This is a genomic window from Bacillus sp. UNC322MFChir4.1 (genome assembly GCF_000746135.1).
Lineage (GTDB): Bacteria > Bacillota > Bacilli > Bacillales > Bacillaceae_G > Bacillus_A.
The window spans coordinates 105,629-124,727 of the sequence record NZ_JQKQ01000010.1; the positions used below are offsets into that span (position 1 = coordinate 105,629).

17 protein-coding genes and 1 pseudogene are annotated in these 19,099 nt (G+C 33.7%); 5 read left to right on the forward strand and 13 right to left on the reverse strand.

Annotation, left to right across the window (positions count from 1 at the left end):
• Positions 1-57 precede the first annotated feature (57 nt).
• The gene (locus tag BR72_RS03585; protein ID WP_081904774.1) at positions 58-1,044 is read right to left on the reverse strand and encodes an HD domain-containing protein; all 987 of its coding nucleotides are present in this window, start codon (positions 1,042-1,044) and stop codon (positions 58-60) included.
• A gap of 895 nt (positions 1,045-1,939) precedes the next feature.
• Here BR72_RS03585 and BR72_RS03590 point away from each other — a divergent pair.
• Positions 1,940-2,404 (forward strand): hypothetical protein, encoded by a 465-nt coding sequence (locus tag BR72_RS03590; RefSeq protein ID WP_035430185.1) that lies wholly within the window; start codon positions 1,940-1,942, stop codon positions 2,402-2,404.
• A gap of 166 nt (positions 2,405-2,570) precedes the next feature.
• On the opposite strand, the gene gpmA is transcribed toward BR72_RS03590, so the two are convergent.
• The 5 genes from gpmA to BR72_RS03615 form a co-directional block, all read right to left on the reverse strand.
• Positions 2,571-3,308, reverse strand: coding sequence for a 2,3-diphosphoglycerate-dependent phosphoglycerate mutase (gpmA, locus tag BR72_RS03595; RefSeq protein WP_035430186.1), 738 nt, complete (start codon positions 3,306-3,308; stop codon positions 2,571-2,573).
• 51 nt (positions 3,309-3,359) lie between these two features.
• Positions 3,360-4,052, reverse strand: coding sequence for a DUF3888 domain-containing protein (locus BR72_RS03600; RefSeq protein WP_035430187.1), 693 nt, complete (start codon positions 4,050-4,052; stop codon positions 3,360-3,362).
• A gap of 99 nt (positions 4,053-4,151) precedes the next feature.
• A complete protein-coding gene (locus BR72_RS03605; protein WP_035430188.1) occupies positions 4,152-5,480 on the reverse strand; it encodes a DEAD/DEAH box helicase in 1,329 nt (442 codons plus the stop codon).
• 155 nt (positions 5,481-5,635) lie between these two features.
• The gene (locus BR72_RS03610) at positions 5,636-7,540 is read right to left on the reverse strand and encodes an endonuclease MutS2 (protein WP_035430189.1); all 1,905 of its coding nucleotides are present in this window, start codon (positions 7,538-7,540) and stop codon (positions 5,636-5,638) included.
• Between the two features lie 540 nt (positions 7,541-8,080).
• Entirely contained in the window at positions 8,081-8,794 is a 714-nt protein-coding gene (locus tag BR72_RS03615; protein WP_035430190.1) for a class I SAM-dependent methyltransferase, read from the reverse strand.
• 491 nt (positions 8,795-9,285) lie between these two features.
• Here BR72_RS03615 and BR72_RS03620 point away from each other — a divergent pair, with 491 nt between their 5' ends.
• Complete coding sequence (locus BR72_RS03620; protein ID WP_035430191.1) at positions 9,286-9,513, forward strand: hypothetical protein; 228 nt, start codon at positions 9,286-9,288, stop codon at positions 9,511-9,513.
• A 231-nt stretch (positions 9,514-9,744) separates the two neighbouring features.
• Here BR72_RS03620 and BR72_RS03625 read toward each other — a convergent pair whose 3' ends face one another.
• The 4 genes from BR72_RS03625 to BR72_RS03640 form a co-directional block, all read right to left on the reverse strand.
• Positions 9,745-10,611 (reverse strand): MBL fold metallo-hydrolase, encoded by an 867-nt coding sequence (locus tag BR72_RS03625; protein WP_035430192.1) that lies wholly within the window; start codon positions 10,609-10,611, stop codon positions 9,745-9,747.
• Between the two features lie 355 nt (positions 10,612-10,966).
• Complete coding sequence (locus BR72_RS03630) at positions 10,967-11,797, reverse strand: DUF3974 domain-containing protein (RefSeq protein ID WP_035430193.1); 831 nt, start codon at positions 11,795-11,797, stop codon at positions 10,967-10,969.
• 23 nt (positions 11,798-11,820) lie between these two features.
• Positions 11,821-12,927 carry a toxic anion resistance protein gene (locus tag BR72_RS03635; RefSeq protein ID WP_035430195.1) on the reverse strand — a complete coding sequence of 369 codons (1,107 nt, stop codon included), beginning with the start codon at positions 12,925-12,927 and terminating at the stop codon, positions 11,821-11,823.
• 197 nt (positions 12,928-13,124) lie between these two features.
• The gene (locus tag BR72_RS03640) at positions 13,125-13,712 is read right to left on the reverse strand and encodes an O-methyltransferase (protein WP_035430196.1); all 588 of its coding nucleotides are present in this window, start codon (positions 13,710-13,712) and stop codon (positions 13,125-13,127) included.
• A gap of 175 nt (positions 13,713-13,887) precedes the next feature.
• Here BR72_RS03640 and BR72_RS03645 point away from each other — a divergent pair, with 175 nt between their 5' ends.
• Positions 13,888-15,291, forward strand: a complete 1,404-nt coding sequence (locus tag BR72_RS03645) for an HD domain-containing protein (protein WP_035430424.1) — start codon at positions 13,888-13,890, stop codon at positions 15,289-15,291.
• Positions 15,292-15,428: 137 nt separating this feature from the next.
• Here BR72_RS03645 and BR72_RS03650 read toward each other — a convergent pair whose 3' ends face one another.
• The 3 genes from BR72_RS03650 to BR72_RS03660 are packed head-to-tail and all read right to left on the reverse strand — an operon-like array spanning position 15,429 to position 16,697.
• Positions 15,429-15,788 carry a hypothetical protein gene (locus BR72_RS03650; protein WP_035430197.1) on the reverse strand — a complete coding sequence of 120 codons (360 nt, stop codon included), beginning with the start codon at positions 15,786-15,788 and terminating at the stop codon, positions 15,429-15,431.
• 35 nt (positions 15,789-15,823) lie between these two features.
• On the reverse strand, positions 15,824-16,297 hold the full coding sequence (locus BR72_RS03655) for a GNAT family N-acetyltransferase (protein WP_035430199.1): 474 nt from the start codon (positions 16,295-16,297) through the stop codon (positions 15,824-15,826).
• Positions 16,298-16,316: 19 nt separating this feature from the next.
• Positions 16,317-16,697, reverse strand: coding sequence for a VOC family protein (locus BR72_RS03660; RefSeq protein WP_035430201.1), 381 nt, complete (start codon positions 16,695-16,697; stop codon positions 16,317-16,319).
• Between the two features lie 375 nt (positions 16,698-17,072).
• On the opposite strand from BR72_RS03660, the gene BR72_RS03665 reads away from it, so the two are divergent.
• Both BR72_RS03665 and BR72_RS03670 read left to right on the forward strand, forming a co-directional pair.
• The gene (locus tag BR72_RS03665) at positions 17,073-17,825 is read left to right on the forward strand and encodes an alpha/beta hydrolase family protein (RefSeq protein ID WP_035430203.1); all 753 of its coding nucleotides are present in this window, start codon (positions 17,073-17,075) and stop codon (positions 17,823-17,825) included.
• Positions 17,826-18,265: 440 nt separating this feature from the next.
• Positions 18,266-19,032, forward strand: a pseudogene (locus tag BR72_RS03670) (class I SAM-dependent methyltransferase).
• Positions 19,033-19,099 lie beyond the last annotated feature (67 nt).

Genomic DNA, 19,099 nt, shown 5'->3' on the forward strand with positions numbered 1-19,099 from the left:
GTTAAATCTAGAAACAGGGAAGGGTTTATTTAAGTGATCAGCTAGCATTTGATTCACTCATAGCTGAGAGCAAACTTTTATATATATACCTTTTTCTATTGTTTGCTTTGCTTGTTCCGTCAACGTCTTGGTACTAGCCGACAAGTTGGATACAGGAACAAGCTGTCCCGAAACGATAACAGGTGGGTCAATCAGACGCGGTTTTGTTGTTTGATGGACATCATAACAAGACGAGTTCCCTTTCTCTACTTTGCTGTTAAAAAGCGTATGCAGCATAGCTGTAATGCTGCCATCACCAGATTCCTTTAACAAGCGAATTACATCCTCATCTTCTTTCAGAAAATCTTCTAAAGATAACACATCTTTTTGCAAAGCAAGCCTTAATGTTTTTGCAAGCTGATCATTCCCAAACATATTAAGCGGATTCATAAATAGCCCAATAACCTCTTTATAATACGTGCTCACAAACCATTCCGCCGCTGATTGTTCGCTACAAACTATTTGTCCATCAAAAACCACAAGCTGGGCCAAAAAACAATGTGCCTCTTGTAGTGTTATATAGCCGTAGGCGTATAGGTCACGCAATGTATAATCGACACGATCCGCACATAATTGTGGGGCTGGCTGTTCCAGCAAAGTCCACTGGCTCTCATCAAGCAATATGCCTTCCCAGTCCAATCCAACCTTCGCCAAAATATCAGGAATTGATGATCGAGCAACTATCTGTTCATAAATCGTTTCATGATAATTCTCTTCTTTATGCCCAAGGACATAATCAATAACATGGGAAAATGTCGTATGCGAAACATCATGTAATAAAGCGGCCACTTGCTCTTCCAATGAGCCTCCGAGTTTGTTTACAAGCATCATTGTGCCGACTGAATGGTCGTACCGTGTATTGTTCCAATTTGAATTTACAAGATAGCTAGCACCACCTTGATAAATTCCTTTTAATCGTTGTACTGGTTTGCTACGAATAAGTTCTAACAAGACACCATCTATCTCAAAATCACCGTAGAGGGCATCGCTAAGCTTCAAAGTCATTGTCTTTCTCCTTTCACCATACCTATCATGTTTTTAAGCCAAAACCGGTTGGCCAACTTCTTATCCTACGTTAGTTTTACAAAGTCTCTAAATGTAAACGTCATTTCTTGCTTGTATAATTATTGAGGCATTAAATACAGCCAATGTTAATCAGTACAAGAACAAAAACGCTCTTGTGCTCATTAACATCCACTGGAGAACAACATACTCTATACCCCAATGCCTGCAGTATTTATCATGGACAGCGCCTCATAATAAGATTATACCGCTTTTGATTTTGAATCCACTTTTTGTTTTTTGTTCCGCATGGAAGCAAGGCCTACAAATAAAGCTACTAACGATAATATGCCACTTGCTACATGTCTGTTCATTTAACACCTCTCTTTGATAAAATGAAACTTTAATCAGTGGGGGGTTCTTCATCTCCCACTAATTATCAGCCCTCACCAATCGGGCTTTGATGGGCAGTTTCTCTCCCACCTAACTTCTTAAGAAAAGCGGAAACGGCTCGTTCAGAATCGTAGGACGCCCACGAATAGCGGGATAAATTGAAAAAATGTGTTCCAGTATAGAAGGATAACATTATATTACATGAGGAACAAGTGGGACTTATTCAGTAAGATAATCAATGTGAAAGGATAGTATGCAAAAGAGAAGATTTAACGCTTTAAGTGGTCCCGCCTATACGTGCTTGTATGTGATTATATTTATTGGTATATGTTTTTCTTTGTTTATTTTTGAATTGTAGTATAGTATTCGCCTTGTTTCTATAATTAAATTTACACAACAGATAGAGTACATGAAATTTTATAATATTAAGAGAATTAATATTTTTTGGTTAAAATTGTATATTCAGTTTCATAATGGTATATTAAAAGAAAAAGGAGATAGAAAAATGAAACGATCACTCTATTATTTCTTTGCAATTATCCTAATTTTCTGTTTAAATGGCTGTTCTTTGATTACTTCGAAAACATCTGAAACAAATGACACAACAAAATTGATGATATTGAAAGATACCAAAATAGAAAATATAAAATTATTAAAATCACAAACTAATAAAGAAGATTTCATAATCACCACACATCAAACTTCAGATGATTCCTTAATCAAAGAGATTGTCCGAACAATAAAAGATAGTTCACCAGTTAAATTGCAGTTAAGTGAAAAGGAAAAAAAATCCTTAAACACAGAAATGGAAGTGAACTTTAAAAACGGTTCAACAGAAACTCTTTTCATTTTAATTAATGATAAAAAAGAGATTTCTGTAATAAAGGAATCCGGTGAAGGCTATAAACTTAAAGAGGATGCTCCTAAGTTAGTAGTTGATTTCTTCTTTAAAAAAGAAGCAAATTTATAATCATTCAAAATACATATAAAAAAGGTACCGATTTTGTGAGAACACTAAAAAAGTCCTTTACAAAAGAAGATAACTTCCTACTACATATAGGAAATTATCTTCTTTTTGATTTTTGTTTCATTCATAAAAATTCTATTATTTACTCAAAGTAGACACATTTTCAGCATTAGAGTTGTATATGCTTCGGAATTTCTCCTTCTGGTACTTCTCCATCCATGCTCAAATAATAATGCCGAATTGGTTTTAAGTTATCATCTAATTCATATACAAGCGGAATGCTTGTAGGAATATTTAATGTAACAACGCCATCATCAGATAAATGATCTAAATATTTTACAAGCGAACGAATTGTATTCCCATGCGATGAAATAATAACTTTCTCACCCTTTTGTAATACCGGCGCAATTTCTTCATGCCAATATGCAAGAACCCGTTTCTCTGTATCTTCTAGACACTCGGTAAGCGGAAATTCCCCTTCTTTTAAATATTTGTATCTAGGGTCTGAAATTTCATAGCGCGGATCATCTTTCGTAAGTGCTGGCGGTCTAACATTTGTACTTCTGCGCCATATATGTACTTGTTCTTCGCCGTACTTTTTAATTGTTTCATCTTTATTTAAACCTTGCAGTGCACCGTAATGCCGTTCATTTAAATGCCATGATTTATAGACAGGCACCCAGGCGAGATCCATTTCATGAAGTATAATCCATAATGTTCGAATTGCTCGTTTTAATACAGAAGTGTATGCTATATCAAATGTATAGCCATTCACCTTTAAAATTTGTCCCGCTTCTCTTGCTTCCTGTAACCCGTTTTGAGACATATCAACATCGGTCCATCCAGTAAACCTATTTTCCACATTCCAAACACTTTGACCGTGCCGAAGAAGCACAAGCTTTATCATAACAATACCTCCTCCATGCAATAAATTGTTTTACATCTATAATGCGCTTTCTTATATTCTTCTTAGTTTCAATTTAGATAATTCAGTATCAATAATGTCGCGATGTTTAAAGTCCAAAAGTTGAACCTCACCTCCACCTTTTACTCGAAATCTCATCGTCTCTTCTCCATATGGTGGATTATGGGCACCTTTAAACGTAATAACTTGAATAATAACATAAAATTCAAAATTTACTTTATCTTTTTCAATACTTAATATCCTTTCGCTTCCTCTGTACCATAGCCTCCCCTCACCATAATAATCTTTTACAGCACCACCGATATACTCTACAAGTCGTTCAATAAGAACTTCCTTTAACAGTTCTTTTGGAACAGGTATTCTATTTATAGTCTTCTTTTCTTCTCGTAAAATCGTCCAATTCTCATGTATCTTTTTTATATGATAAAGAACATTCACACCATTTTGTTTTACAATATGAACATATCCCAAATTCTCTTTTATATACACTCTCGGCTCTAATACCCATTGTTGTTCTCTCCGTAAAATTTCAAAAAATATTTTTGTTAAGGAAGTAACTTTTCCCTCATTTATAAGTTCGGTAAAATCGTCTAGAGCGTACAAACGAGCTCCACTTATATTCACATCAAAATAATCTTGTATGTTTTTCTTTTCTTCACCATGTACGAAGCTAGTTAATGAAAACATAAATAAAGTGAAAACAACGATTGTAACAAGTTTCTTCATCAAATCACCTCGCCTGTTAGTATGCCCTAAAGTTTTTACACATAAAAAAACATGAGACCTCTTTTCAAAAGGTACTCATGTTCAATCATTACTATATTTCTATCGTCCACGCTTTTTCTGTCCCGGCTTTGCACTGCGCTTTTTTTTGCTTGGGTGATCAAAACGAGATTTCTCTGTTTTTGATCCTTCTTTTCTATCACGGCGTCCGGATCCGGACTGACCAAATTGTTTCTTTTCTTTAAATGGTTTCTTGTCTCTTGATTTTTGCGGGCTTTGTTCTTTTTTCTCAGATTCTTGTTTGTTAGGTAGTTCTACTACTTGTCGTTGCAATGATGCGTTAATGCCTTTTTCAATTTGCTGTAAATACATTTTATCTTTTGGTGCAACTAATGTAATCGCTAGTCCGCTTCCGCCAGCACGGCCTGTTCGCCCGATGCGGTGAATATAACTTTCAACATCTTCTGGGATGTCGTAATTAAATACATGCGTAACACCTTCTACATCAAGTCCTCTTGCTGCTACGTCTGTTGCAATTAAATATTGACTTTCAGCATCTCGAAAACGCTTCATAACACGCTCGCGTTTTGCTTGTGATAAATCACCGTGAAGTTCATCACAGTTATAGCCATATCCTCTCAGCGCTTCATACAAATTTGTAGCTCTGCGTTTCGTGCGGCAGAAAATAACCGCTAAAAATGGTTGATCTCGTTCCATAAGTTGACGCAGCGTATCTTGTTTTGCTCTGTCAGTCGTTTCGACGACGCGCTGTGTAATATTATTTACTGTAACCTCTGCACTTTGAATTTTTATAATCTCAGGTTTGTTCATATAACGCTTTGCAAGCGATTGAATTTGCTTAGCCATCGTAGCAGAAAATAACATCGTTTGTCTTTCAACAGGTGTTTGTTCAATAATTTCTTCTACCTCTGGTAAAAAACCGAAATGCAGCATTTGATCCGCTTCATCTAAAACGAGCATAGATACATGTGATAATTCAATTGTCCCGCGGCGTAAATGATCTAATAATCGACCAGGTGTCGCGACAACAATATGTGTATTTCCTTGTAATTTTTTCATTTGCTGCGAAACATCTTGCCCACCATAAACCGCAAGCACATGAATATCTTTTACATGCACAGTCATTTTTTCAATTTCGTTTGTGATTTGCAGTGCTAATTCTCGCGTTGGCGCTACAATTAACGCCTGTACATGATTAGACTGCGGATTTATTTTTTCTATTATCGGTAAAATAAATGCTAATGTTTTTCCTGTTCCAGTCTTCGCTTGTCCAATAATATCTTTTCCCGCTAGAACTACCGGAATCGCTTTTTCTTGAATCGGCGTCGATTCTGCAATGCCATTTCCTCTTAATGTATCATTTAACGTAGTGCTAATTCCTAATTCTAAAAAACCTTTCAAATCGATCACTTCTTTTCACTATTTTTCATTTCAAATATTGATTGTACCATTTATTTTGCTAAATATGAAAAAGAAGATAACAATTATTCTGTTTTCCATATTTAAAATAACCCCTCACTTCATACGTACTTACGTTTAAGTGAGGGGTTACCGGCAATTGAATCCTATTTTTGTTTATTTTTTCTCATTTCTTTTTCTATTTGTTTTAATGCTTTTTTAGAGCCTCGATCTATATCATGTTGCAGCTTTCTTTCTTTATAACTTACAAACAAAGTATTTAAATCATAGCCTTCTGGGTACAACTCGGCTGCTTTCAATTCCAAAATAACACGCTTATAATACACTTCAATAAACTCTTCATTGTATAGTACGACAATATTATTGAAGCTATCTTTTTTCTTGTATACAATAGCCGAATCATTGTGATCTAATAACTTCACTTTGTCTCCAACTTCATAATCATAAGTGTCTTTCGTTTTCAGTTCACTTACTTCAGGCTTCTTTATTTTATTTTCTTTTACTAGCTCTAAGCTATAATCTTTATTTTCCATATAAGACTGCGCGCGCTCCAAAACACGTTCCCGTAAATTCATCTTTCTTGAGATCCAAAGTGCATTACTATCTCCAGATTCCCCAATCATTAACTGATACATTGGCTCTAATGTTTCATTATGAAATTGCATAGCCGCATTCATGAAGTCACTGTGAATTTCTGAGAAACGTTTAATTTCACCATAATGAGTCGTCGCAACTGTTATACAGCCCATATGATAAAATTCTTCTAAAATGGCAATCGCAAGTGCAGCACCTTCATTTGGCTCTGTTCCACTACCAATTTCATCAAATAACAGCAGTGTATTATTGGTAGATATTCTCATAATTTCTGAAATGTTTTTCATATGTGAAGAAAAAGTACTTAAAGCATTTTCGATACTTTGATTATCACCTATATCTACAAAAATAGAATCGAAAAGGGCAATTTCAGTCTCTTCATTACCATGAATATGAAACCCTGACATCGTTGCTAAAGTTAGTAATCCAATTGTTTTCAAGACAATTGTTTTCCCTCCAGCATTTGGTCCCGTAATGACTAAACTACGATATTCCTTTCCTATCTCAAAATTTAATGGAACAATCTTACCTTTTAAAAGAGGATGTTTACATTCAACAAGTTTTATATATCCATGACTATTTAATTTCGGTGCTATACCACCTATATTCTTACTAAATTTAGCTTTCGCGAAAATCAAATCGTATTGACTTATAAGCTCAATATTAATTTTGATATCACAAACATTCTCAAAAATCATTCCTGATAAAGTCGCTAATATTTGATACTCTTCTATCGCCTCTTCCGCTTTTAAACTCGCTAACTCCCCGCTTAATTTTGAAATAGCAGCCGGTTCCATAAATACTGTTGAACCTTTAGAAGAAACTTCTACAATTGTTCCAGCAACTTGATTTTTATAAGAAGCCTTAATAGGAATTGTATATCGATCATCTTTTTTACTAATAAAGAATTCTTGAATATACTCCTTATTTGCACTACTTTTTAAAAATTTATTTAAGCGATCTCCAATCTTTTCTTCTGTTGCTTCGATTTGATTTCGAGTTCGCTTGAGCTCCTTACTCGCCGCAGAATCAACTCGATTCCCTTTAATCGAAAAATGAATCTCTTCCTCAATATTTTTGAACTCTGCCATAGAATATGCGTAAGAACTTAACACAGGCGCAAAAAATGCTTTACTTAACATAAATCCCTTAATTTTTCTACATCCTCTTAAAAAATCTGATACACTCACTAATTCAGTTGGTTCCAAAATCATCCCTTTTTCAAGCTTTCCAATTATACTTTCTATATTAGAAATCCCAACTAATGGAACATGACTTTCAGTATTTAATATCGCTTTCGCTTCAGTTGTTTCATTTAAGCGATTCTTAACTACTTTTATATTGGAACTTGGTTGTAATTTATCTAGTAACTGTTTTCCTAATCCACTTACACAATATGATTTTACGACTTCCTTTAATTCGTTATACTGCAACTTTTCAAAAGTCATTGTATTCATTTTTGTTCTCCTCACTATGATTGAATAATTGAATCATGTATGAAGATACCTAATAATAAGATTTCAATAAGCTTATATAAAGAAAACTTCTCTTAGAGAGAATCGCTTCCCATTTATACGGAAGAACTCTTCCTATCCAAAAGTCGTGAAAAAAATAAAAAAGCTGCGGGGATACCACAGCTTTACATACATTTACAAGACATGTGTAGAAACTAATATTTATTATGAAACAAACCTTTTTGAAATAAAGGTCTGGATCTTTAATAATAAACACCGCTACATGCTTTATAAAGTGTTGTAGGTATCTTCATAGGTAACTTAAATAAATCCATGACCAAATACAGGGTATATTTTGATATAAAAATACCCTTCGTCATTAGATTTATTTCATTAAATTTTTCCTATTTAGAAACTACTCCACTCACAAAAAGCACCTCGTCTAATTTATTTTTTATTCTCATTGAAATCTAAATTATGGAATTATTATACTATATGTACAAAATTAAGTAAAGGTACATGAAATTGTTCTTTGCATCATAACTACAAGCTCTTTCTAAATAAAGCTGTCCAAAGAAATGCTTCTCCAAACACTTCATTCGGCTGCTTAATTTCTTTCATTTTACGCAGTTCAATAACCTCAAAATCTTGAAAAACATTGCGTAGTTTTTTTTCTGAATACGCAATTCCTCCCTGTAAACTCCAGCCTCGATATACATCCCAATCTGATATTTCTGAACCATTTTTTTCATCTAATTCTCCCGCAGCAAAACAAGTTAAGCCGAAATACCCGTTTGGCTTTAATGCTTGTTTGACTAACTCCACATAATGGAATCTTCGGTGAGGCGGTATATGATGTAAACAACCCGAATCATATACGAAATCATATTGGTTATGGGCTTGTAAATCGAAAATAGACTTACAGATAAAATGAACAGACACATCTTGCTCAGCTGCTCTTTCTTCCGCCCATTTTATCCCTTCTTCTGATAAATCGACTGCATCTACCTTACATCCTGTTTTTGCTAAATACAAAGCATTTCGACCAGGCCCACAACCTAGCTCCAATACTTTTCCTTTCTGAATCATATTTCTATCAAAATAAGAAACTAAATTTTCATCCGGTACATTAGCAAAGAAAGGGACTTCTTTATCGCGGTCAGAATAGAATTGATTCCAAAATGGTTCTGGCGACCTTAATAGAGAGTCTAACATTGTAATCACATCATCCATACTATGTAAAGTTTCATTTTTCATGAGTGAATTTCCCCTCCTATAAATTATGGATACCATAACATAACATTATACCAAATATTAACTGTATTTTACCCGAGTGTTTTAAATCATTCGAATACTTAAACTATATTTAAGTATCCAATTCCATAATGATAATAGATACAAATAAAGTGAAACTTTAATCAGTGGGGGTTTTCTTCATCCCCCACTGATTATTAGTTGAACCAATCGGGCTTTTACGGGCAGTTTATCTCCCGCCTAACTTCTTTGCTTTCGCTGAATTTTGAGGTGGGAGTATTACTGCCCGTTAATGCGGGATAAATTGTTTAGAAATATAAATCATTCTGAATTTTCATCCCAATGATCCAACTAATCCTCTTTGTTTTAGAGAATCGTACAAGCCCCTTCTATTCCCTTACATAATCTATCATAGGAATCTATTTTCACAACCTACTCCCTTTATTAATGAAATATATAAATAAACAAATTACGAAAGGCAGGTGAAACTGTAAGTGATTCGTTTTTTGATTAGTGCTGAATTTTGGGTAACAACAGCCATAATTGTTATTCTTTCTTTTTGCTTAGATAAAGGTAGTTTTATGGATGGATTTAACGAGTTAGCAAATATAAAACAAAATTTAGACTGGTATGTTTGGGCATATGTGATTTATAGATTACATCATCATCACAATCTCTTAGAAGTATTAAAAAAAGATAGTGCTAAAAAAGATACAAGTTAGTTCTTCTCTGCATACTGTTTTGAGAAATTTCATTGTATCTATTAAGGTAGTACAGTTTATTGGTAATAACTAAGCAAATGTAAGATGAATAGTTTTGTAGTAAACGTCAAGCAACTCTAAAAGCAATCCCTATAGTTTGTTTTGGAGTTCTTGACGTTTACGAAGATGATACCTTACCATCAGCGTAGATTTCTCAGCCGCGCCCTATTTTTGTGTATTTAATATCTGATGTTACAAGTTAACCATTTCATAACCATTTACAAAGTACTCTATTGTTTCTAACTCATTTTCGTTTAATTCTCTATCAAGTTCTTGTTTATACGCTGTTTTTATTTTTTCGGCATCGCCTTTATGTGTTTCCGTGTAGGTAGCTACTGTTTGTAGCAAACGAATCTCTTGCAAAAACTCATTTCTATCAATTGCTTTCCCGTGTGAAAGAATATAGGTCTCAGCATCAAATTTCTCTAACTCTTGTATTAATTCAAACGTTCGTTTCGTTGTATAATTCCACTTCGAAGAAAAAATATCTGCATAGAGACAATCTCCTAAAAACAATATCTTTTCTTCTTTAATATAAATGACAACGGAGTCATGTGAATGGTCACCTCCCACATGCTTTAATACACATGTCACATCACCAAGGTCTAATTCAAGTTGTTTCTGAAACGTTAATGACGGTAAGACAATTTGAATATTTCTAGGTTGTTCACTGAATTCTTTTTTTATACAAGTAGCACAAAATTCAATTTCTGTACCTTCTTTTACGCGTGTATCTAGGGCCTCATCTGTCCATTCATAAGAAACGAGTGTATTCATCTCTTTTTTTGTTTCACTATATGCGATTGACAAAGCATTTTTTAAGACAGGTAATCCAAAAATATGATCCCAATGCCAGTGTGTTAATGCAACGAAATCAGGATTTGAAATGTCCTGTTCCTTTAGCATTTCTAAAAACAAATGTGCATGTGCTTCTGAATTACCTGCATCTATCATCAAAGTCTTTTCTTTTCCAACTACCATTCCTAATATAGGTCTATCTGTTTCAGAAACAGGTGTCATATACCAAAATGAATGTCCTATTTTTTTAATTTGCTGCATAACTATCGCCCCCATTTATGACTGTGTAAGAATTACCATCCAAAAAATTTCGTAGCTTAGTATTTTGATTACTAGAAACTAATATTTAAATCTTTTTTGCGGTACGAACTCACCTTTCAATTATATTGATTATATTATAATTCATATAATTGATGTACATTTAACTATTTCTTTTAGAAACTGTCCTTTCCGTTGAACAACGTTTGTTATTCATTTGTAATCATACAAAAAGTGGTTTATTATAATTTTTTTAAGTTGTTAAAGTTATATTTATTATCATTACGGTAAATGAAATTTTTATTATTTTCACTCCTAAACTAAAGAAGCGAGCATTGATATTTCAATGCTCGCTTCTTTAGTTCTTAAATTTCTCTTTAGCCGCACGCATCTTCACTTGTAAATCGTGATCGACAGCGTTACGAATGTTTCGTTCTACTGCTTCCATCTCTTTTTGAAATCCTTTTAGATAGGTCGTAAGTTCTTCTTCTTTCTCTGAACGCTGCGCTGGTGGAATTTGCGCGATGAGTGACAACATATCTACTAAATCTTTCATTAAGAAAGTCTCAAGTTTATGTTGCTGTTCAAACATACGATTTTCTTGATAGTACGGAATAGCTTGCAATGCAGAGATCGTCACATCATCAATACATCTTTGCAATGTTGGATTTACGGAACGTTTGTACATTTCAATATGTTTTAATGCTTCAGGATAACGGTCATAAAAGTATAACTTGTAAAACGAGAAGTCTTGTGGCTTTGATGGCTGTTGTACTTCTCGCTTCAAGAATTCTTTTACTTTCATCGTTGTCATTTCTATATCTTCACTTGTAACTTGCTTTGTTGTTTTTACGGTGTAATGAAGTTTTTTCTTTTTTTCCTTCGGCAACATTGAAAAAACATGTTCTTTTGTACCCTCGTTAGCTGTGCAAAATAGAACAGTAAACGCTTTTTGACTACTGCTTCCCTCTGTGCGAATCCAACGGTAAAACAGCGGATGCTGTGTGAATTCTTGTAAGAATGGTACAGTGCTATGTGATAAACGCTCCATTGAGTCTGTCGCTCGTTTATACGGTTTTGTCCACGATAAATAAAATTTCCGGCCAAAATAGGCAAGTAAAATTACTGCTGTAAGTCCTAACAAAAGAACTATACCTATAATGAGCAAAATAAATTCAAAGAAACCCATATTTTCACCTCCTCTATTGCATTCTATTTAGTTGGACGCTGAATGAGCTTCTTTTTCATTTCATCGTTAAACGTATCTAGTTCTTTTACAAACATTTTACTCGATTCAATAATGCGTTCTGTTGATTTTTCAGACGCTTCAATTGCCGCAAAGACATTTTGGAATGATTCGCGAAGTTTCTCCATGCCAATCGCTGGATTTTCTAACAACTTTGTCGTTTCCTCTGTGTTTTGTTTTAACGCCTGTGAATTACTTAAAATCATCGATTCGATCGCTTCGTTTGTTGCATTTACAGCATCAATTGTCTTCCTTTGATTCGTTAACGCCAATTGAATAGCTGCTGATACTGTGACAACGTTTTGTGTCATTGTAATGGCGTTGCGAATCGCTTCTGTTAACTTTTCATTATTTTTCTTAATAATATCAACAGAGGCAATAGATTGTAGTAACACACTCTTCGCTTGCTGCATGTTACGTGTACGCACAAGAATCTTTTCTAGCGCATCGTTAATTAATGGAACATCTTTTTGACGCTCTGGATTTTGTTTTTCTACTTCTAACATATCCGCAAGCTTCTTTCCTAAATATACTTGTTTATCAAGCGCATGAATCTTTTGCTCGGATTGTTCTTTTAACATTTCTAAGCCGATGCTGTCTTCTCGTAAATTATCACGACCAACTAATAGTGCTTTTATAATCTCTTCAATTTGTTTATCAATGGATTGATATTTATGAACATACGTTTCCATCGGGTTTTTCTTAAATACTTTGAACATAATTCGTTTCATACCAGTTGCCTGCAATGAATTCGGATCTAATTCTGAAACAACTTTACGTAAATCAAGCAATGTTTTAGGAATATCTTCATTTTTCCCATTCATCATCGCCGTTACTGGACGTTTTAATGCCGTTAAGGTCTGTCCTGCATCACGTTGTTCTTTATCTCCTAAATCAGCTAGTTGCGCCAATACTTTCGAAAGGTCTGCATTATGTTCACTATTTAACTTTTGCACATATAGATCTGCTTCTTTATTTAGTTCAACTAATTCCTCATCTTTAATGACTGAATCTACGACCACTTCTATATTGTTCTCTACTGATAAATTTTCCTTCTTTTGCAATTCCGTCAACAAAATCGCTCCTTTATATACATACACTTATAATTATAGTTAGGTGACCATATCTCTAAACGGTCTATATTGCATTCATTCCCCGTTTCATATTATAAGTATACCTATTGTATTTTTAATTGTCCTCAGACTTAAGGCTGAGAAACATCCATTCTTAAGGCGGATTCTACTATTTATATTCTTCTTGTGTGTTCTTTTCAGCTATTTTTCCGCATTACATAGGCACCCATTTTAAAAGGTAATAACACTGTTTCAAAGTTTTTCTCCTCTTCAACTAAATCAAAAAAATTCTGCAATTCTTCCGCATGCGAAGTAGCATTATCAACTACGATAATTCCTTGTGGCATTAAAATGCGTTTTATGTCTTCCCACCACCATAAATATTGTGTTCGTTCTGCATCTAAAAAAATAAAATCATACGACTTGTCTTGTTGTTCGGATAAAAAAGCCCCTGCTTCTTGATTATGGATATGAATATAGTTTGTGAGATTTGCTTTTTGGAAGTTTTCATTTGCCTCCGCCACTCGTTTCGATGAAAGTTCAACTGTTGTAACAGTTCCCTTTGTTTCCTCTGCAGCATTAGCAAGCCATATTGTAGAGAATCCATTCGATGTTCCAATTTCTAATATGTGTTTCGCTTCACGCATTTTCACCAAAATAGATAAAAACTGCCCCATTTCTTTAGACACGTTGCGTAATCTTTCTTCTCTCGTTTCTTTTGTGTAATCATGTTCTAATCCGAATACTTCAAGATCTTGGAGTAACTTTTCTACTTCTAATCTCATACATAATCCCCCTTACATATATCTTTCATTGCTAAACAAAAAATATCGTATTTGGATGATGTCAAAAATATTTATGTAGGTCTACCTACAATTATATGCTATTAGAAAGGCTTTTTCCTGTATGAAGGCGAACTATTATTCCTTAATTAAAAAAATAAAAAATGAAGGTGAATTCGTGAAAGAACAACTAATACAAAAAGCTACTTATTTAACAAAAAATGAGGTAAAGCAGTTTCAATTTGCCATCTCGTTTGCTGAACAAGCACATGAGGGACAGTTTCGCATATCTGGAGAACCTTATATTCTACATCCGTTTGCAGTGACGGACATATTACTTGACTGCAAAGCTGACTATGTAACATTAGTTTCAGCATTGTTACATGACGTCGTAGAAGATACAAATTACACGCTAGAAGATATACAAAAGCACTTTGGAAAGGAAGTTTCCTATATTGTCGATGGATTAACGAAAGTAGATAAGAAGTCTGTACTAAATAAAGAGGAATATGAAGCAATTAATTTTAAAAAGTTACTTATGGCAGCACAAACAGATATTCGAGTGATAATAATAAAAGTGACAGACCGATTGCATAATATGAGAACACTGCAAGTAAAAAATAAGCATAAACAAGTTCCTTACGCAAACGAAACGTTAAAGATATTCGCTCCACTTTGCCATAAGCTACAGTTAAAAACGATACAATATGAATTAGAAGATCTTGCGTTTTTTTATCTTCATAACCAAAAGTACGAAGGCATGAAACAACTTTTACAAAATTATAATCAAAAATTACACCACCTAACAGATACGATTACTACCGACATGCAAAGCTTTCAAGATGAAGTATTCTCATGGCACTTACAGTATGAAATAAGTCCTATTTATACTGCTTATTCTCGTCTGCAAGTCACTCAAGATGCATCTATGGTTTCAAAAATTAATATTACAACTTCATCCATTTTAAATTGTTATAAAATTCTCGGAATGGTACATCAATTATACGAACCAATCCCACATCAATTTGAAGATACGATTGCTATTAATAGCAATTTATTTAATAAATGTTTGAAAACAAAGATCAAAATTGAAAGTCACGAGATGGCTATTTGTATTCAAACTGAAGATAGTAAACGAAGGCATGATGGAGGTATTTTTTCTTTACTTTCAAGCGATATGCCGTATTCTGAAGTAGAACAGATATCTGCACAGCTTATGGATGACACAATTATAAACAATATAAGATTAACAAAAGATGTACGCACTTTTTATGATTTAGTTTCCTACGAACTCTTTCAAGATACAATCGTTGTTTTCACACCACAATTACAGCCTATTCGTTTACCTGAAGGAGCGACAATTATCGATTTTGCATTTGCAGTAAACGCAGAACTAGCAATACATATGACTTCAGCAAAAATAAACGGCGATAAAACGTCAATTATGACAACTCTTTCACACCTAGATATTGTTGAAATGACAATTGATTCTCATACCATTCAGCTTGAAGCAAAATGGTTGAATTTTGCTAATACTTCTAAAGCACAGTTGGCCATTCATAAAGCATTGCATAAGGAATAACCTTTTTTCATACAGTTAAGCCAACATTACACAACCACACGTTTTCTTTAATAAACTACGAAAATTATAGAATGAGTCGCATGTAAAGGGTGATACAATTCCTTAAAATTTGTATCACCCTTTATCTAACACTCATATTAATCTCTCATATGTTTCCTAATATCTGCAGCTACCTTAGTAGGATTATCAATTTCAAAAACAACATACTTATATTTTTCATGACCTTCTAATTCGATCATGACAAGAGGTACCCTATTTTCATAAGAAAGAAAATACCATTCATCAGCATATTTAAAACTTCCCTCAAAAATATTAAGGGCAGAAATAGATATTCCGGGCATGCGAAGCATCCACTGCGGAGCATCAAAATAGTCTACTAACACACTTTTAATTGTACGATATGGCATTTTTAACGATAATTTCACCGCAAATAAACCAGTTACTCCATTCAATTTCAAAACTACACCTTCATCATCAAATTGCACTTCTCTCCCCATGTTATTCCTCCTAGCTTTTATATTCCGTCTATCCTCTATTCTTCCTTATTAAGGATAAAGCGCAATAAATCTTCTTCTTCATCAAATTCGCCCGCTTCCACAAAACCAAACCTTTTATATAACCGACGAGCAGCATCATTTTCTTTATGAACTGTTAAGCGAATTTCTTTACATTGCTGATATTGATTTATAATCCAATTCACCATCTCGCGTAGTGCTGCTCTACCATATCCTTTACCTTGATGCTTTTCATCAATGATAAATCCATTAATCCAATACATATCATCTGTATTTTCTACATAAGCATGCATCACAAAACCAATCATTCCCTGCCCTTCTTCATAAATGGCAAAGGGCAGATAATTCACATTATCACCATCTGGTTTAATGTACACTTTAGCAAGCGATACCGCTACGGTAGGAACGAAATGATTTTGAACATCTTTTACTTTTAATTTTAAAGCCTCTTGACAATTCTCTCTCGTCACCGCTTTTAATTGCACTTCCATCTCATTCTCCCCTGCTTTTTCAAGATTGCATAACTTCTTCTTTACTAAATTCTAAAAGTTCAATTACATTTCCAAATGGATCCTTGCACGCACTAAAATGACCTGGAGGACATTTTTGCGGAGTATCATAAATCATTTCGATACCTTTTTCTTTATAAGAAGCGATCGTTTTGATTAAATTATCTGTTTCAATACCTAAAACAACTTGAGCTTGTTCTGGATAATTCACATTCGCTATTTTTTCCACTTTATTTAGAATAATAGGAACCCCATTGTGCTTTAGGCCAACAATACAATCACTGTATTCTTTCGAAATTTCAAACCCTAATTTTTCACAATAAAACTCCTTCGCCTGTTCTATATTTGTTACGTTTATAGAAATCACACAAATGTTTGGCATTTATAATACCTCCTTAACATTAATTTAATTTTATAATTCTCTATTTGCTAAGATCTTCCTTCCATTAATGAAGTTGTAAAAATAGCCTCGCATCTTTCTATTTCCTTTACCGGGCTTTCATTTTAATCAAAAGCGACTACCTCATACTTTTTATCAATTAAATCTTTTCCTAAAGTAATTAAACCAATTTTCATGTTCATTTCCGGAAAAATCTTAGATTTATATTCTCGGTATATATGAATTCGTCCTATAATTCCCTCTCACAAATCAAAAAAACAATACTTTCAAAATATATTTTGCACAAATACGTTTTAGCAGATACACTATAACTAATCATTTAAATTTAAATTTTCAAATAATTAACGAGGTGTTACCATGTATAAGAAACAACTCATAAATTCCAATAACATCAATTATTTATTATTTGAGCCTACACATAATAATAAGCATGTTACAATTATTATTTATCAGGGTTGGGGTTCGAGTATATACAATCAAACTTTTTTCGCAAGTATTTTAGCAAATTTCGGCTACACTGTTATAATTCCGGAGATTATATACCATGACTCTAGAGAATCCTTGTCAAATTACTTTTCCAAGACTATTATGGAACAATATTTTTGGAAAACGATTATACAATCTGTTGAAGATGTACGAATGTTTATTCAAAGCCTTTCCCTTTCTGATCATAAACTGATTATCCTCGGTAGTTCTATGGGAGGTTTCATTGCTTCTGGTGCTTTTGTTCAAGAACAACAAATAGATGCTTTAATTAATATAAATGGTTCCGGAGCCTGGTTAACTTCTGAAGAGATATTTCAAAAACAAGGTTCCGATGCTTATAGTGATATTGATGCTATTACGCAATTAGACCCTATCAACTTTCTACATAACGTAAAAAATAGACCTATCCTTTTACTTCACGGGCAGGAAGATACAGTTATTTCTCCAATTGGGCAGCAAACTTTTTATGAACTAGCGCTTGCATCTGGAGAAGTCGAAAATTCTCATCTCTCACTTACGCTCTATCCGCACATTAACCACTCTATTAGTTTACCGATGCTAGAAAACATCGTAAATTGGATAGAAGAAAAATTTGCTATAACAGAAAACACTCATCAATTATAAAAAGATGAGTGTTTTTACTTCATTATGCAAAATACTGTTCTAGTGAAACCGTAAGATTTAGCATAGCATACAATATCCATTATTCTAGAAGTGATATTATATTCTGTATTTCCTAGTAATTCCAACCACAGAAATTAAGATGCAGCTAAGATTGGAAACTTAATCTCAGTAAATTCAACAGGAAGTTCTCCTCTTACCATTACATGTTTATTTAATTCATACTCTTTTTCTTGAACGACAAAAAAATCAGAATAACCTATTTTTTCTAAAATATCATTTACTGCCCAGCAATATTTGCTTAAAATAATCTATACAGTACTTAATTTAGAAAGGGAATATGCATATGTATCACTATGTAACAGACATATAGTAACTGCATTACGTGTCGTGGACCTCCTCTTATATTCCAACTATAAAAATATAACTTAGGAGGAATAACCATGATGGATACTTTTTATCAATTTGTTAACCAAGCTAATAAACCTTTTCAAGGATGGAATTTCTCGTTTCTAACAGATACCGGAAGACTAAGTACAGAACCACTTCCGTGGAACTACGCATCAATAGTATTACAATATATGTATGGCGTAGATAGCATGCTTGATATGGGAACTGGCGGCGGCGAGTTTTTATCATTACTAACCCCACTTCCTGCAAGAACTGCAGCAACAGAAGGATACGCTCCCAATATCCCTTTAGCAAAGGAAAGGCTAGAACCTTTAGGTATTTCTGTTCATGCAATCGAGGATGATACACATTTGCCATTTGCAAACGAACAATTTGATTTGATTATTAACAAACATGAATCATTCTGCGAAAAAGAAGTAAAAAGAGTTTTAAAGCCAAACGGTATTTTTATTACTCAACAAGTTGGTGGATTAGATAATTTGGAATTAAACGACCTTCTTCATGCATATACTGGTAGTGAGTATAGTTATTGGAATATGGAATATGGAATATGGAATATGCCTCCTCAAGGCTAAAACATTGTGGATTTCAAATCTTGAAACAACAGGAGTGCTTCCCCTATCAACGTTTTTACGACATCGGAAGCATTATATATTATTTAAAAGCAATTCCATGGCAAATTCCCGATTTTTCGGTATCAAAATATGAAGAACAATTACTTCATGTCCATAATCACATTCAACAAAATGGATTTATTGAAGTAAAAGCACATCGTTTTTACATTGTAGCTTCTCTTTAATTCATCGCCTCTCCAAGCTCATTTATTCCGCATGGAGAGGCGCATTATGCTAGCAAAGACAAAAATG